Genomic DNA, 13,486 nt, shown 5'->3' with positions numbered 1-13,486 from the left:
CTTCGCTGCACAGACGGGCCTACAGATGACCGAAGATTCGACAGTGCTGTTCCTGGCCCACACCGGGCAGGTCTCCGGCGCCGAGAAGGTCCTGTTGGACTTGATCGACGAGGCCGAGCGCCGCGGCCACGACACTGTGATCGCGTGTCCGAACGGCCCACTGGCCGATCGTGTCCCCAGGACGACGCGACACATCCCCATCGGCGAACTCGGTCTGGGTGGCGAACGAGGAGCGGCCAGAGGTATCGCGGCGATACGCATGGTCGCGAGGTGGGTCATCGCATCACGTTCGGTCCGCACAATTGCCCGCGCGCCGGGTACGGCCACTGTCGTCAACTCGCTCTTCGCCCTCCCGGTCGCCGCATTGTCCCGCCCGCCCCGCGGTGCCTCATGGCTGGTCCACGACACCATGACGTCCCTCAAGCAACGTCTGGTAGTTCGCTACGCCCGCTCCGCAATTCGGGTAGCGGTTTCCGTATCGGAAGCCACTGCGGTACCTCTCCGTGCGGCCGGCCTTCCGGTCGTGGTCTCACACAACGGAGTCACGTGGCCGGTACCGCGTTTCGGCGGCGAGCTGCATTCCCCGCCGGTTGTCGGCATACTCGCCCTCCTCACGCCGTGGAAGGGCCATCGAGTACTGCTCGACGCCGTGGCCACCCTCCCCGATATTCGTGTCGAACTGGCAGGGGGGAGCTTCCCCGGTGACCGCGAGTACGTCGCGGAGCTCCACGAGCGAGCATCTCGACCCGACCTCGCGGGCCGTGTCGAGTTCCTCGGACACACCGACGCCCCATCGGCGCTGCGCAGATGGGATGTGGTCGTCTCGGCAAGTACGTCACCGGAGGCCGGTCCGTTGTCGGTGCTCGAAGCAATGTCGTACGGACTTCCGGTGATCGGAACCGACCACGGTGGCACCCACGAGTTCCTCGCCGACGGTGCCGGGATTCTCGTCGCACCCGGTGACGCTGCCGCCCTCGCCGGTGCAATCTCGACCGTCATCGGCGATTCGGATCGACGTCGCGCTCTCGGCAGCGCCGCGAGATACCGAGTCGCAAGCCGCCACGACATCGGTGAGACGCTCCCCGAACTGTTGGCACGCTTGACCAGCTGACCGAAAAGCCGAACGGACAGGATACGAGTGGGGACTCGGCGAAAGTCGATCCCCGCAATCACGGCTGTGTTTCAATCGGTTGCCGATTGGAACGATAGGGGCCGAAATGACTCGCGCTGCGACCAGATCGAACGAGCATTATCAGTGGGGCGTCGGGGTGATGACGTCTCTCGCCATCACCACTGTGGTCAAACGCATCGTCTCGGCGGCTGCTCTGTCCATGGCCCTTGTGGTCACCCTCGAGCTGGCATACGGCTACGGCGCCACCACACCGCTCCCGTCGATCGTGCAATGGACCTCCATGATCGCCGCGTACATCATGGGCGCGTTCTGGTGGTTCGGCCCGTGGCCGACACTCGGGCAGGCGTTCGCCTTCGTCGTCATTGCCGACATCGCGATCTTCGGAGCCACCATCACAGCGAACTTCGCACCCGAGGTCACGCTCGGGAAATGCACGTTCCTCATCCCCATTGGAATGCTGGCCGGCTTCTTCTTCGACAAGTGGCGTTTGGCCGCGCACATCGCACTGTGCTTGGCCGGCACGTCCATCGTTGCGGTGTTCATCGTGATGGAGCGAGACGTGGACATATTCGTCGCGGTTGTTCTGTGGGCACCGATCGTGGTGACGCTGACCGGCTTCGTGGTGATACTCCAGGCCACGACGCAATCCATGCGCCTGGAATTCGAGTAACGACCGGACACTCGATCAGAAAGTCAGTAGGACCTTGCTCGATCGAGACGCGTCCGCAGCCAGCGCGAAGGCGTCGAGCGCCTCCGCAACGGGATACTCCGCTGTGATGACGGCTTCGACGTCGAGAGAGCCGTCCGCCAAAGCCTCGATGACATCGTCCATCTCGTCGTTGAAACGGATGGATCCGACCAGGTCTATCTCGCGGGTGATCGCCAGCGACACCGGCACCGGCTGATCCCCCGCCGGCGGTAGCCCGACCATGACCACTCGCCCGCCGCGCATGGTGCCGTCGATCGCCGAAGCGAGGCCGCGGTGGTTGCCCGAGCACTCGAACGTGACGTCCGCCTCCACGGAGGCGATCGCTGCGGACTCGCGAGCATCGATAGTTCGATGCGCCCCGAGTGCACGTGCCACGTCGAGCGAGAACTCCGTCAGGTCGGCCGCCACGATGTGTGCCGCACCCGCCCGCGCGGCGACCGCCACGATGAGGGCACCGATCGGGCCGGTGCCCACGACGAGGACGGTCTTGCCCGAGACGTCGGCGGCGCGCTCGACGGCGTGCCAAGCGACGCTCGCAGGCTCGGCCAACGCTGCGATCCTCAGATCGAGTCCCTCGGGCAATGCTCTGAGCATCCGTGTCGGGACGGCGACGTGCCCGATGAAGAGTCCGTCGTTGTGCGGTACCTGCGCGGCACTGCCCATGTACCGACACCCGGGCGACAGGTTCGGACGATCCGCCGGATACTTCGCGCCCGTTCCGCCCGGTGTTGCCGGGTGGAACGTCACCGTGGTGCCCTCGACGGGTCCGCTACCGTCCTCGGCACGGCGAACCACCGTTCCCGATGCCTCGTGGCCCAACCTCATCGGCGCTTCAACACCGATTGTCCTGCCGCACCGTGCTGCCAGTCGGCGATGTCGGCAGCAATCGCATCGAGGTCGAAACTGTCGTGCCAAGACAGGTCGACGGGGCCAGCGTGTCTGCACCGATACGGTCCGGATTGCTGAAGGCGCGCGACGCCGTCGACAACGACACACCTGCCTGTTGCGCCACCTGTGTGAGGGTGGGTGCCATGGTTCACCTCGGATGTTGTTTGTGATGCTGAGCACAACGAATGCAGGTATTGCGCAATATTGTCAACACCTTGCGCAAAAGCCTGGAGGTAGCGGCCCGCCCGTCTTTGACAGACTCGACCCGACAGCTCGACCGGCGAACAGGAGATCCACCGTGCGCACCTTTCCCCTCCCCCAGACCGGCGCAAGCGTCTCGAGCATCGTGCTGGGGTTCATGCGCATCACCGATCTGGACGAGAACCAGATCAGAAGGCTGGTGGACACCGCCCTCGACGTGGGCGTCACCGTGTTCGACCACGCCGACATCTACGGCGGCACCCCGCACACGTGCGAGAAGCGATTCGGAGATGCGGTGAAGCTGACTCCGGCCCAGCGCGAGCGCGTCGAGATTCAGAGCAAGGTTGGCATTCGCGAAGGCTGGTTCGATTTCTCCAAGGATCACATCGTCGCCACGGTCGAAGAATCCCTCACTGCACTCGGTGTCGATCATCTGGACACGTTGCTGCTGCATCGACCGGACAGCCTCGTCGAACCGGAGGACGTGGCGGCGGCGTTCGACGAGCTGCACGCGTCGGGCAAGGTCTTGACCTTCGGCGTCTCCAATCACACACCCGGACAGATCGAGTTACTGAAGACCGCTGTGGAACAACCGATTCTGTTCGATCAAGTGCAGCTGAGCATCGTTCATTCCCCCCTGATCGCGGCCGGCCTGACCGCCAACATGAGCTCGGAGGATCAATCGATCGATCGCGACAACGGATTGTTGGACTACGCGAGGGCGCGCGGCATCACCTTGCAGGCGTGGTCGCCCTTTCAGAGCGGTAGCGCCTCCGGCGTCTTCGTAGGAGACCGAGTGAACTATCCAGAACTCAACACCGCACTCGATGAGATTGCCGAGTCGCACGGCTCGACCCCGTCGGCGATCGCGACAGCCTGGATCACTCGACATCCCGCGAACATTCAGGTTGTGCTGGGCACCACGAATCCCGATCGAGTGGTCGAGGCCGCCGCAGGTTCGGACCTGCGTTTGACCAGGCAGGAGTGGTACCGACTCTTCGTCGCCGCAGGTCACACCTTGCCCTGAGCGTTGCTCAGCTGCGTCACATCCACCGTTACCATCTCGTTACTCACTCGCTATCGCTCCGTGATGGGGAGGCCTCGATTCGGTGACGTTGCGCTGTCAGGATTGCCGCACGGCATACGACGGAACCTGTAGCCCTCGGGTTCCACCCAGAGCATGCCGGTCGCTAGGCCATCCGAACTGAGAGGTTCGCACCGTGACTGTCACCGACCACCTCGAATCTCGAATCGCACCCATCGTGCGCAGCCGTCCCGGCTACTCGATCACGACCGAGTCGTACTCGGCAGACCTGACTGTCGTCCGGGCAACCGGCGATCTCGAGCTGAACTCCCGTGCCGATCTGGAACACGCAATCCGGGAGGCCCTGCACAAGGAAACCGTTGTGCTGCTGGACTTGTCGGCGGTGTCGTTCATCTACTCCGGCGCAGCCAGCGTGATCATCGACGCCGCTTCCCGCAGCGCCGGCCGGCTCGAAGTCTTCGCGCCGACGCGGCCGGCGCGCATGATTCTCGAAGCCCTGGGTGCGGCGGCGATCGTGACGGATCCGCGTCGGTACTGACGGCCCAGGTTTGCAGAAGGCCGCATCCGGCAAACCCTCGGTGGACAGCGACTCCGGGGCGGCTGTCGTATCGCCGTCCGGAGCACTTCATGCACCGAGGCGAGGATCGACAATGTCCGACCAGTTCAGCAAGACCGACCCCACTTCCGCATTCCCGATGCCGGAGCGGGCAGAGCAGAATCGCTTGGACCACCCCGGGCTGACGCGCGACATGGTGACCGCCCCCGATCACGGCGAGAACTCCTACCGGGGATCGGACCGTCTGCACGGTCGTAAGGCCCTGGTCACCGGCGGCGATTCGGGAATCGGGAGGGCCGTCGCACTGGCTTTTGCTCGCGAAGGGGCCGATGTCGTCATCGCTCATCTCGAGTCCGAGGGTCCTGACGCTCAGGCCACCGTCGACCTGATCGAGAGTGCAGGCCGAGCAGGCAGGGCGATCGCGTGTGACGTGACCGACGAAGATCAGTGTGTCCAGCTGGTGGACACCGCGTCCGACGTTCTGGGCGGACTCGATATCGTCGTCAACAACGCCGCGTTTCAGATGGCCCAGATGGGCGGCATCGCCGACATCACCACCGAGCAGTTCGATCGCGTGCTCAAGACCAATCTGTACGCCCTGTTCTGGATCTCCAAACGCGCTGCAGAAACGATGGACGCTGGGGCGACCATCATCAACACCACCTCGATTCAGGCATCGAATCCATCTCCGGAGCTGATGGACTACGCCACCACCAAAGCGGGAATCGTAGCCTTCACCAAGGGACTCGCCGGCGACCTGGCAGCGCGTGGTATTCGAGTCAACGCCGTTGCGCCAGGACCGATTTGGACCCCACTGATCCCGGCTACGATGCCGGCCGAGAAGTACGAGAAGTTCGGCGAAACCGTTCCTCTCGGACGACCCGGCCACCCCGCGGAACTGGCTCCGGCGTACGTGTTCCTGGCATCGAACGAGTCGAGCTACATCACGGGCGAGACCATCGCCGTCACCGGCGGCACGCCCTTCAACTGACCCCGTCGGCGTCCGTGTGGTCGCGCCACGCCAGAAGCACACCGCTACCCTCGGGTCGTCGCCAGGGCAGGAACAGCGCAACAGCGATCGCGCACGTCATGGCGGCCCCGACTGTGACGAACGATGCGAGCTGAAAGCCTTCCAACGAGGCCGCCTTCATCGCGTAGATCAGGTCCGCTTTCTGCGTCGCGAAGATCGGGTTGGTGGGCGCTTTCACGATCTCGATGACGCTGACAACCGTTTCGCGAGCGAACGCTTTTTGGTACGGCTCCATGATCGCGTCGGGTATCGCGTCGATCTTCGGACTCACCTGTGCGGTGTAGATCGACGCGACGATGGATCCGAGGACGGCAACTCCGAGGGTTCCGCCGACCTCCCGGGTGGTGTCGTTCACCGCGGAGCCGGCACCTGCTTCGTCGAGCGACACCGAAGACATGATCGATTCGGTGGCCGGGCCTTGCACGATTGCCAAACCGAGGCCCATCAGCACCATCGACACCACAACCGGTCCCAGATAAGGGGTTTCGACCTTCACCTGGCCGGCGATGAACATCCCGACGCTCATCACCACCAAGCCGAAGACGATCACGGCCGTGGTTCCGATGCGCTGTGCGATCACCGTGGCCATGGGTGCGCCGATCGCGATGGACACCGCGAAGGGCAACGAGTGGATGCCGAACTGCAGCGGCGTCAGCTCCATCACGCCTTGGAAGTACTGGGTGATCATGAAAAGGAACCCGAACATACTGAAATAGGCGACGGCAATCGCCAAGGCCGGCAACGAGAACCGCCTGTTCCGAAACAGATTCAGGTCCAGCACCGGGGATGGTGTCCGGAGCTCCCACCAGACGAACCCGGCAAGAGCGACGGCACCGGCAACATAGGCAACGACACTCGTCGCAGACAACCATCCATTGTGCGGCGCTTCGATGATCGCCCACACCAGCACCGTGATACCGGCCAACGACAGCGCGATGCCCAGCGGGTCGTATTTCCCGACATGCTCGGCCCGCGATTCCGGGACACACCACACAGCGGCTATCAGAACCGACAGCGCCACAGGAACATTGATCCAGAACACCGAGTGCCACGAGAAGTGCTCGAGCAGAAAACCGCCTGCTGTGGGACCGATAGCGATCGCGAAACCTGCCATCGCGGTCCAGGCGGCGATGGCCAGCGCCCGCTCCTTGGCGTCGGTGAAGATATTGATGATCAGCGCGAGCGTTGCCGGGAACACTGCTGCCGCACACACACCCATCGCCGCCCGAGCCAGGACGACCTGCCCTAGATCCGCGGCAAGAGCGCCGCCGACGGACATGACCGCGATACCGGCCAGCCCGAAAATCATGACCCTCTTTCGGCCATAGCGATCACCGAGGTGACCGAACGCAAGCAACAGTCCGGCAAACGTCAGCGTGTACGCGTCGACCACCCACTGAAGCCCGCTGATATCGGCACGAAGCTGCAACCCCATGGAGGGCAGCGCAACGTTGACGACGGTGTTGTCGAGAACGACGAGCAACTCAGCTGTGCAGATGACGAGCAGCGCCAGGTATCGCCGACTCCGCGGCGGGGCATCTGCTCGGTGACGGGAAGTTGTAGGCAACGACATCAGGATCCCTTCGACTATGACGATCGGCATAGTTCCCGAAGGGAAAGTAACTGTAACTGGGTGTTATAGCAACAGGGCCAACCGCTACCGACTCATGGACGAGGAGGGTTCGACGCGTCCAGTACCGCCCCGAGCAGGGCCAACAGTTCGGTTTCCGTCCGGTCCAGAGCGGTGGTGGATCGCTGCGCCTTGGCCACGATCAGCGCGCCTTCGATGGCGGCGATCGAGAAAGTCGCCAACGTGTAGGACCGCTCGCGGGCCAATCCGCGCTGCCACAGGGACGCCGCGATCACGTCCTCCCAGGACGAGAAGGACTCACCTGCCGCCGCGACAGCGGCCGGCGCATGCAGCCCCTCGAGCGCAGCAGGCGCGACCGGGCACCCTGCAACGTAATCCGTCGCCAGCAGCTCGCTTCGGAATCCGTCGATGATCGCCCGGACGGTTGCCGCCGGACCGGCCGAAGCCAGGCCGGCCGAGATCATCGCGCTCATCGCGGCACCCGCGGTTCGCGTTGCCTCCTCCACCAGCTGAGGCTTCCCGCCAGGGAAATGGTGATAGATCGAGCCACGCGGCGCGCCCGCGTGATCGATGACGTCGGCCAACGAGGTGGCTTCCACTCCACGCCGACGGAACAATTGCGCGGCGCTGCGCAGCATGTCTGCCCGCGCGCTACTCCGATTGGCCATTCGAACCCTTCTCGACCGTTATTGACGTAACGCGAAGTTACATCTAGGGTCGCGTTGTCTATGCTGCTGAGCATAGCCCGCAACGGCTATCCACTGGAATCGGAGCAACGCCATGTCCCCCGACACCGAGGTCATCGACCTGAGCAGCCCTCTCACACTCGCCTGCGGGCAGATCCTGCCGAACCGCGTGATGAAGTCGGCTCTGAGCGAGGGACTGGCGACGGCCGAGCATGCACCCGACTCTCGCCTCGAGACGCTGTACCGCCGATGGGGTGCAGGCGGCTACGGCCTTGTTGTGACCGGCAACGTCATGGTCGACCGATCCCATCTCGGAGAACCGGGCAACGTCGTGATCGAAGACGACCGCGACCGCGACGCACTTGCTCGGTGGGCAAAGGCGACATCCGACGGCGGCGCACCCATCTGGATGCAGCTCAATCACCCGGGCCGGCAGGCCAATCCGATCGTCACCCGCACCAAGCCCGTCGCACCGTCCGCCATTGCCCCCAACATCCCGGGCATTCCGGCACCGCGTGCGTTGAGCGAGAACGAGATTCGCAACATCATCGATCGATTCGCCACGGCAGCAGCTGTGGCCGAGTCGGCCGGCTTCGACGGCGTCCAGATCCATGGCGCACACGGCTACCTGGTGTCTCAGTTCCTGTCGCCGTTGTCCAACAAACGCGACGATGCCTGGGGCGGCGACCTCGACGGGCGAATGCGGTTCGTTCTCGAAGTGGTCCGCGCCATCAGGTCAACGGTGTCCCCCAGCTTCGCCGTGGGAATCAAACTGAATTCGGCAGACTTCCAGCGCGGCGGGTTCAGCGAAGAAGAATCGCGGATCACCGTCGAGCATCTGGTCCGAGAATCCATCGATCTGATCGAAATCAGTGGTGGTAGTTACGAATCCCCCGCAATGATGGGCACCTCGAGTACCCGAGAGCGCGAGGCCTACTTCCTGGAATACGCGCGGACGGTACGCGACGCTGCAGGAACGGTGCCACTGGCCGTGACCGGAGGATTCCGCACCCGTTCGGTGATGAGTTCGGCGGTCCAGTCGGGCGAGTGCGACATGGTGGGTCTCGGCCGTCCCACGGCCCTCGATCCGGCCGTCGCGAACTCTCTGGTCGACGGCACGCTGGATCGGGTCGAGTCGCCGCGCGTGGCTCTGCGCGTCCCGTCGAAGTCCAGCGCGTTCAAGCAGATCAACGGCGCTCTCGATCTGCAGTGGCACACCGACCAGTTGCAGCTCATCGGTGCTGGGCGGCAACCGAATTCGAGTCGTCCGGCGTGGAAGACTGCGGCCACGATGATGCAGCGCAACGGCTGGGACGCGTTCCGCAACCGTCGCGGCACGGGCAATCCGACCAGCGCTGCCAGTGCTGCGAAGTTTCGACGCGAGCGCTTGATCGGCAAATACGTCGCGAATCCCATCGTCAACGGATTGACATCCATCGGTGTGACCACCTCGCTGGTGACCGACATCGAGACAGTGGGCCGTAAAACCGGACTCGCCCGGCGCGTGCCGGTGTCGGCGTCGTTCGACGACTCCGGTGCGTGGCTGATATCCCAACACGGAACCAGATCCGGCTGGGGAGCCAACATCACCGACGAGCCGAGGATCCGCATTCGCGTGGGTAGCCGGTGGCGCACCGGAACAGCAACGTTCGTGCCCGACGACGACGTTGCCCTCCGAGCACGATCCTTCTCGAACAATCCGGTACTCGGACTTATCATCGGAGCCGGCTTCCGTGCGTTGCAGACCGACCCCGTTTCGGTGCGAGTCGAGTACGACGTTTGACCAGTTCTTCGCAATTTACTTAGGTTTGGTTTACTTAAGTTATGAAGAGACTCCCCCACTTGTCCGTTGCCCTAGGCGCGGTCCTTGCTGCCTCCCTGATGTCGTCCTGCGGTTCGGACACCGAGCCTGCAGCCACAAACCCGGCGACCCACACGGTCACCACGCAGTTCGGCACCGTGGAGGTACCGGATCGAATCGAGTCGGTCGTCGTGATCGACGGACGACGCGACCTCGACATCGCCCTGGCATTCGATCTGCCCATCGCCGGAATGCCGGTGGAAACCGAAGCTCCGCCCGAAATACCGGGTCCTCTGACCGAGCCCACCAGGATGCTGCTCGCAGACGGTGTTCCCGAGCTGTATCCGCGAAACACCGTCGACCTCGAAGCCATCGCACGTGTCGATCCTGACCTGATCATCGGGCGCGACGAGGTGATCGAAGAAATCTACGACCAGCTCAGCCACATAGCGCCAGTACTGCCGGTGGGCTCCACCGGCACCGGAGTCAGCTGGCAGCAGGACGTGACAACGATCGGCGCGGCACTGAATCTGCAGGATGAGGCCCGAACGATAATCGACGAATACACCACTGGCGTAGACCAACTCACGACGCAGTACGCCGATGCGATCGCCGATACCGCCGTCCTACCTGTCAGCACGTCGGAGCAAGGCGGGATCTCGATAGGACGCGACCGGGTGACATCCATTGCACTGGAGGATGTGGGAGCCCGCTTCGGCTCCGCCTGGGCCGCCGCCACCCCGGAGATCGAATACGGACCCGAGAACGTCACCGCCGCATCCGACGCAGTGGCGATGATCGCCGCGATCACGTCGGAGGAGGATCTGCAGGCGATGAACGCCAACCCACTCTGGACCGGATTACCGGCGGTGCGCAGCGACCGGATCGTGCGGACCGACAAGTTCACCAACGACGGTGGTCCCCTCACCGCCATGTGGGCCCTCGGCTTGGTGGAGAAGCTCTACGCCCCGAGTTGATCGATTGCTCGCTCGAGTTCATCGAGCACCGTGCCCGCGCAACGGCAATGATGATGGTGCTCGACGGCAGTGGTACGTGAGTCGCATAATCACTCGATGGCACCGACACCCGTGGGCACATTGCGGAGCACCGACACCGGCTACGCCCTCGAATTGAGCAGAACCATCTCGGCACCACGCGAGGACGTGTGGGCACACCTCACCGAATCTTCCCGGACGGCACTGTGGTTCGGTCCATGGGAGCGCATTTCGGACAACACCATTCGGGTCACCATGAGTTTCGAGGAGGGCGAGCCGGCCTCGGACATGATCATCGAAACGTGTGAGGCACCGGGCCTCCTGGCAGTACGGATGACCGGCGAGGGCCAGTGGCCACTCGAGGTCCGCCTGACCGAGAGAGGCACAGCGACCCTTCTCGTGCTCGTACACAGTTGCGAAAGCACGGACGGTCTGGGCGACATCGGACCGGGGTGGGAGTACTACCTGGACATGTTCGTCGCGGCCGGAAGCGGCGACCCACTCCCGAGTTTCGACGACTACTACCCATCCCAGCAGGAGTACTACTCATCGCTGCGCCCGCAGTGAATCAGTGGTGTCGGAGCGCGTCGATGAGCTCCTCCTTCTTCAGTTTCGAGTAACCTTCCAGGCCCAGTTCTTTGGCTCTGTCGGTCAATTCGTCCACGGTCCAGTCCTCGTAGGATCCGGACTTCCCACCCTTCTCACCGATCTGATCCCTGCCCTCCTTCGCGGCTGCGTTCGAGATGCGAGCAGCCTTCTCCTTCGAGTTGCCTTCTTCTCGAAGCTTCTCGTACAGGCCCTGATCCTTCAGTTGCGGCTGGTCCTCGGTTTCGTTGTCTTTCGCCGGCATCGGAACTTCCTCTCGCTGGACTGCATCGACTGTCAAGTGCGCCACCCGGTCTGCGCGACGACAAACCCCTCTACGCGTGGTGTGCATCGAGTGTCATCGGGTAAGCGAACTGGATGCACTTCGATCGACCGGCCTCAGCGGGCCCGGACACCACCGACAACACACATGCCACCGACGCAGACGTCGCGCCCCTCTCGGTCGGCGTGGTCAGTGACGACGGCTTTGCGTCGACCGTCGCGTCCGCCATCATCGAGAAGTTGCCCGATCACGCGATGATCGACGGGCACCGGCGAGAACTACGGGTGTCCGGAGCATCGGTTCCGCTCCCACCCACCGCAACCGGTGCCGCCCCACTCGGTCAGTGGCTGGCATCGGTGCAAGCCACCGACAACTACGACATTGTCTTGTGTGTCTCGGAGGTTCCTCGCCGCCTCGGGTCGCGCCCGGTGATCGCCGAGATTCGAGGCGGTACGACGGGCGCGCTGTACGTGCCCTCCTTCGGAACACTGGCGGTCCGGCGACGCGCTGTCTCGGCCGCACTGGCGGTGTTGCACGAGTTGATCGAAGCCGACGACCCCTCACGGCAACCACGTAGATACTCTCGCTCTCGCTGGGCTCCGAGTGATTCCGGGGAGGGTGCCGAAGTTCTCCTGACGTCGAGCATATTCGGGCGAATCAGGTTGGTATCGGGAATGATTCGGTGTAATCGTCCGTGGCGGTTGGTTCCCACGTTGTCGAGCGCGCTTGCAGCCGCGAGCGCAGCGTCCGCCTTCGGTGTGTTCTACGCGAGCATCTGGCAGATGGCGGCGTCGATGAGCCTAGGACGACTGGCGATGATCGGAGTCACCGCGGTGATCGCCATGACGGTGTGGGTCGTCTTCCCCAACGGGCTGTGGGAGAAACGATCGTTCCGAAGCTCGACGATCGATCGCTGGATGTACAACGCAGCCACCCTCGGAACTGTCCTGGCCGGTGCGCTCTGCATGTACGCGCTGCTGTCCGCAGTCGTACTGTTCTCGGCAGCGGTGGTCATTTCGCCGGACTTCCTGACTACACAGATCGGTCGCGACGCGACTCTTGGCGACTATCTCTCCCTCGCATGGCTCGCCGCTTCGCTGGGTACGGTGGCAGGCGCAGTCGGCTCCTCCGTGGCAAATCGCGAGGACATTCTCGGTGCCACCTACGGTCACCGCGAACTGATTCGTCGAGAGTCGGCCAGCGCGTCCTCGTAACGACCGTCGAACCCTCGGCGTTGTGAGTGAGAACAACCAGATGTGGGTACGTTCGGGATATGCCATATCTCGAACGAGTTGCCGATGTCTTCGTACTGAACCTCGGAAGCCGAGGTGTCGACGACACCGAAAACCGCATCAGTCCGGATTGGGTTGCCGAGATCAATACTCTGCTCGACGAAGTCCAGGCCAGTTCCGGTGCCGCTGCGCTCGTCACGACAGCGACAGGCAAGTACTTCTCCACCGGAGTGGACCTGTCGTGGGGTGCGGAGAATCTCGACCAGATCAACCGATTCATCGGCACCGTTCAGGAGATGTTGGTGCGCTTTCTGACGCTTCCGATGCAGACAGTCGCGGCCATGCAGGGACACACTTTCGGTGGTGCCGCATTTTTCGTGATGGCGCACGACTACCGGATCATGCGATCCGATCGCGGCTTCCTCTGCTTCCCCGGTGTCAACATCGGCGCGACCTACAGCCCGGGAACCGTCGACATGGTGCGAGCGAGACTGGCGCCCCATGCGTTCCACGAGGCACTCACCACCGGACGCCGCTACGGCGGAGGTGACGCCATGGCACTCGGGCTGGTCGATGCTGTATCGCCCGCCGATTCACTGCTCGACGACGCCGTCGCCCGCGCAGGCGACCTGGCCGGAACTCGTGGCGACGTTCTGGGCGAGATCAAACGCACCATGTACGCCGGTGAGATCCGTTCCCTGCTGACGCCTGTCGCAGGCGTCGACGAAATGGAATGGGCCTCGAACTAGGTA

The 13,486-nt window shown here is 63.5% G+C and carries 13 protein-coding genes and 2 pseudogenes; 10 read left to right on the top strand and 5 right to left on the bottom strand.

The annotated features are described in order from the left end of the window. Window positions 1-25: 25 nt before the first annotated feature. Window positions 26-1,111, top strand: a complete 1,086-nt coding sequence (locus CH305_RS17980) for a glycosyltransferase family 4 protein (protein WP_094704465.1) — start codon at window positions 26-28, stop codon at window positions 1,109-1,111. Between the two features lie 106 nt (window positions 1,112-1,217). Further along, entirely contained in the window at window positions 1,218-1,802 is a 585-nt protein-coding gene (locus tag CH305_RS17975) for a hypothetical protein (RefSeq protein ID WP_032402346.1), read from the top strand. Window positions 1,803-1,817: 15 nt separating this feature from the next. Here the strand turns inward: CH305_RS17975 and CH305_RS17970 are convergent. Both CH305_RS17970 and CH305_RS17965 read right to left on the bottom strand, forming a co-directional pair. Then, a pseudogene (locus CH305_RS17970) lies at window positions 1,818-2,722 on the bottom strand (zinc-binding dehydrogenase); the annotation flags it as partial. Window positions 2,723-2,787: 65 nt separating this feature from the next. Next, window positions 2,788-2,874, bottom strand: a pseudogene (locus CH305_RS17965) (LacI family DNA-binding transcriptional regulator); the annotation flags it as partial. A gap of 153 nt (window positions 2,875-3,027) precedes the next feature. Between CH305_RS17965 and CH305_RS17960 the strand changes: the two are divergent. From CH305_RS17960 to CH305_RS17950, 3 genes are all read left to right on the top strand, one after another. Then, window positions 3,028-3,957 (top strand): aldo/keto reductase family oxidoreductase, encoded by a 930-nt coding sequence (locus CH305_RS17960; protein WP_094704464.1) that lies wholly within the window; start codon window positions 3,028-3,030, stop codon window positions 3,955-3,957. A 193-nt stretch (window positions 3,958-4,150) separates the two neighbouring features. Beyond that, the gene (locus CH305_RS17955; RefSeq protein ID WP_032402344.1) at window positions 4,151-4,513 is read left to right on the top strand and encodes an STAS domain-containing protein; all 363 of its coding nucleotides are present in this window, start codon (window positions 4,151-4,153) and stop codon (window positions 4,511-4,513) included. 112 nt (window positions 4,514-4,625) lie between these two features. Continuing rightward, complete coding sequence (locus CH305_RS17950; protein ID WP_094610051.1) at window positions 4,626-5,522, top strand: SDR family oxidoreductase; 897 nt, start codon at window positions 4,626-4,628, stop codon at window positions 5,520-5,522. Here CH305_RS17950 and CH305_RS17945 read toward each other — a convergent pair. Next, a complete protein-coding gene (locus CH305_RS17945; protein ID WP_052077535.1) occupies window positions 5,515-7,134 on the bottom strand; it encodes an MFS transporter in 1,620 nt (539 codons plus the stop codon). The genes CH305_RS17950 and CH305_RS17945 overlap by 8 nt on opposite strands. Before the next feature lie 92 nt (window positions 7,135-7,226). After that, on the bottom strand, window positions 7,227-7,820 hold the full coding sequence (locus tag CH305_RS17940) for a TetR/AcrR family transcriptional regulator (protein ID WP_230592410.1): 594 nt from the start codon (window positions 7,818-7,820) through the stop codon (window positions 7,227-7,229). A 112-nt stretch (window positions 7,821-7,932) separates the two neighbouring features. Here CH305_RS17940 and CH305_RS17935 point away from each other — a divergent pair, with 112 nt between their 5' ends. The 3 genes from CH305_RS17935 (at window position 7,933) to CH305_RS17925 (ending at window position 11,201) form a co-directional block, all read left to right on the top strand. Then, on the top strand, window positions 7,933-9,621 hold the full coding sequence (locus tag CH305_RS17935; RefSeq protein ID WP_094704463.1) for a nitroreductase family deazaflavin-dependent oxidoreductase: 1,689 nt from the start codon (window positions 7,933-7,935) through the stop codon (window positions 9,619-9,621). Between the two features lie 41 nt (window positions 9,622-9,662). Continuing rightward, on the top strand, window positions 9,663-10,616 hold the full coding sequence (locus CH305_RS17930) for an ABC transporter substrate-binding protein (RefSeq protein WP_256983850.1): 954 nt from the start codon (window positions 9,663-9,665) through the stop codon (window positions 10,614-10,616). Between the two features lie 96 nt (window positions 10,617-10,712). Next, complete coding sequence (locus CH305_RS17925; protein WP_037151116.1) at window positions 10,713-11,201, top strand: SRPBCC domain-containing protein; 489 nt, start codon at window positions 10,713-10,715, stop codon at window positions 11,199-11,201. Window position 11,202: 1 nt separating this feature from the next. Here CH305_RS17925 and CH305_RS17920 read toward each other — a convergent pair whose 3' ends face one another. Beyond that, window positions 11,203-11,484 carry a Rho termination factor N-terminal domain-containing protein gene (locus CH305_RS17920; RefSeq protein ID WP_094704645.1) on the bottom strand — a complete coding sequence of 94 codons (282 nt, stop codon included), beginning with the start codon at window positions 11,482-11,484 and terminating at the stop codon, window positions 11,203-11,205. Window positions 11,485-11,597: 113 nt separating this feature from the next. On the opposite strand from CH305_RS17920, the gene CH305_RS17915 reads away from it, so the two are divergent. Both CH305_RS17915 and CH305_RS17910 read left to right on the top strand, forming a co-directional pair. Next, a complete protein-coding gene (locus CH305_RS17915; RefSeq protein WP_256983849.1) occupies window positions 11,598-12,716 on the top strand; it encodes a hypothetical protein in 1,119 nt (372 codons plus the stop codon). A gap of 59 nt (window positions 12,717-12,775) precedes the next feature. Continuing rightward, a complete protein-coding gene (locus tag CH305_RS17910) occupies window positions 12,776-13,483 on the top strand; it encodes an enoyl-CoA hydratase-related protein (RefSeq protein WP_094610045.1) in 708 nt (235 codons plus the stop codon). Window positions 13,484-13,486 lie beyond the last annotated feature (3 nt).

Origin of the sequence: Rhodococcus sp. 15-649-2-2 (assembly GCF_002258645.1) — a bacterium.
Classification (GTDB): Bacteria; Actinomycetota; Actinomycetes; order Mycobacteriales; family Mycobacteriaceae; genus Rhodococcoides.
Note: the sequence above shows the minus strand (reverse complement) of the source record. Positions and strands in the feature narration are given on the sequence as shown.

What these genes read in the sequence shown, in the direction of transcription:
- CH305_RS17980 (WP_094704465.1), top strand. Translation starts at nt 26, where the DNA reads ATGACCGAAGATTCGACAGTGCTGTTCCTGGCCCACACCGGGCAGGTC.
- CH305_RS17975 (WP_032402346.1), top strand. Translation starts at nt 1,218, where the DNA reads ATGACTCGCGCTGCGACCAGATCGAACGAGCATTATCAGTGGGGCGTC.
- CH305_RS17950 (WP_094610051.1), top strand. Translation starts at nt 4,626, where the DNA reads ATGTCCGACCAGTTCAGCAAGACCGACCCCACTTCCGCATTCCCGATG.
- CH305_RS17945 (WP_052077535.1), bottom strand. Translation starts at nt 7,134, where the DNA reads ATGTCGTTGCCTACAACTTCCCGTCACCGAGCAGATGCCCCGCCGCGG.
- CH305_RS17940 (WP_230592410.1), bottom strand. Translation starts at nt 7,820, where the DNA reads ATGGCCAATCGGAGTAGCGCGCGGGCAGACATGCTGCGCAGCGCCGCG.
- CH305_RS17935 (WP_094704463.1), top strand. Translation starts at nt 7,933, where the DNA reads ATGTCCCCCGACACCGAGGTCATCGACCTGAGCAGCCCTCTCACACTC.
- CH305_RS17930 (WP_256983850.1), top strand. Translation starts at nt 9,663, where the DNA reads ATGAAGAGACTCCCCCACTTGTCCGTTGCCCTAGGCGCGGTCCTTGCT.
- CH305_RS17925 (WP_037151116.1), top strand. Translation starts at nt 10,713, where the DNA reads ATGGCACCGACACCCGTGGGCACATTGCGGAGCACCGACACCGGCTAC.
- CH305_RS17920 (WP_094704645.1), bottom strand. Translation starts at nt 11,484, where the DNA reads ATGCCGGCGAAAGACAACGAAACCGAGGACCAGCCGCAACTGAAGGAT.
- CH305_RS17915 (WP_256983849.1), top strand. Translation starts at nt 11,598, where the DNA reads ATGCACTTCGATCGACCGGCCTCAGCGGGCCCGGACACCACCGACAAC.
- CH305_RS17910 (WP_094610045.1), top strand. Translation starts at nt 12,776, where the DNA reads ATGCCATATCTCGAACGAGTTGCCGATGTCTTCGTACTGAACCTCGGA.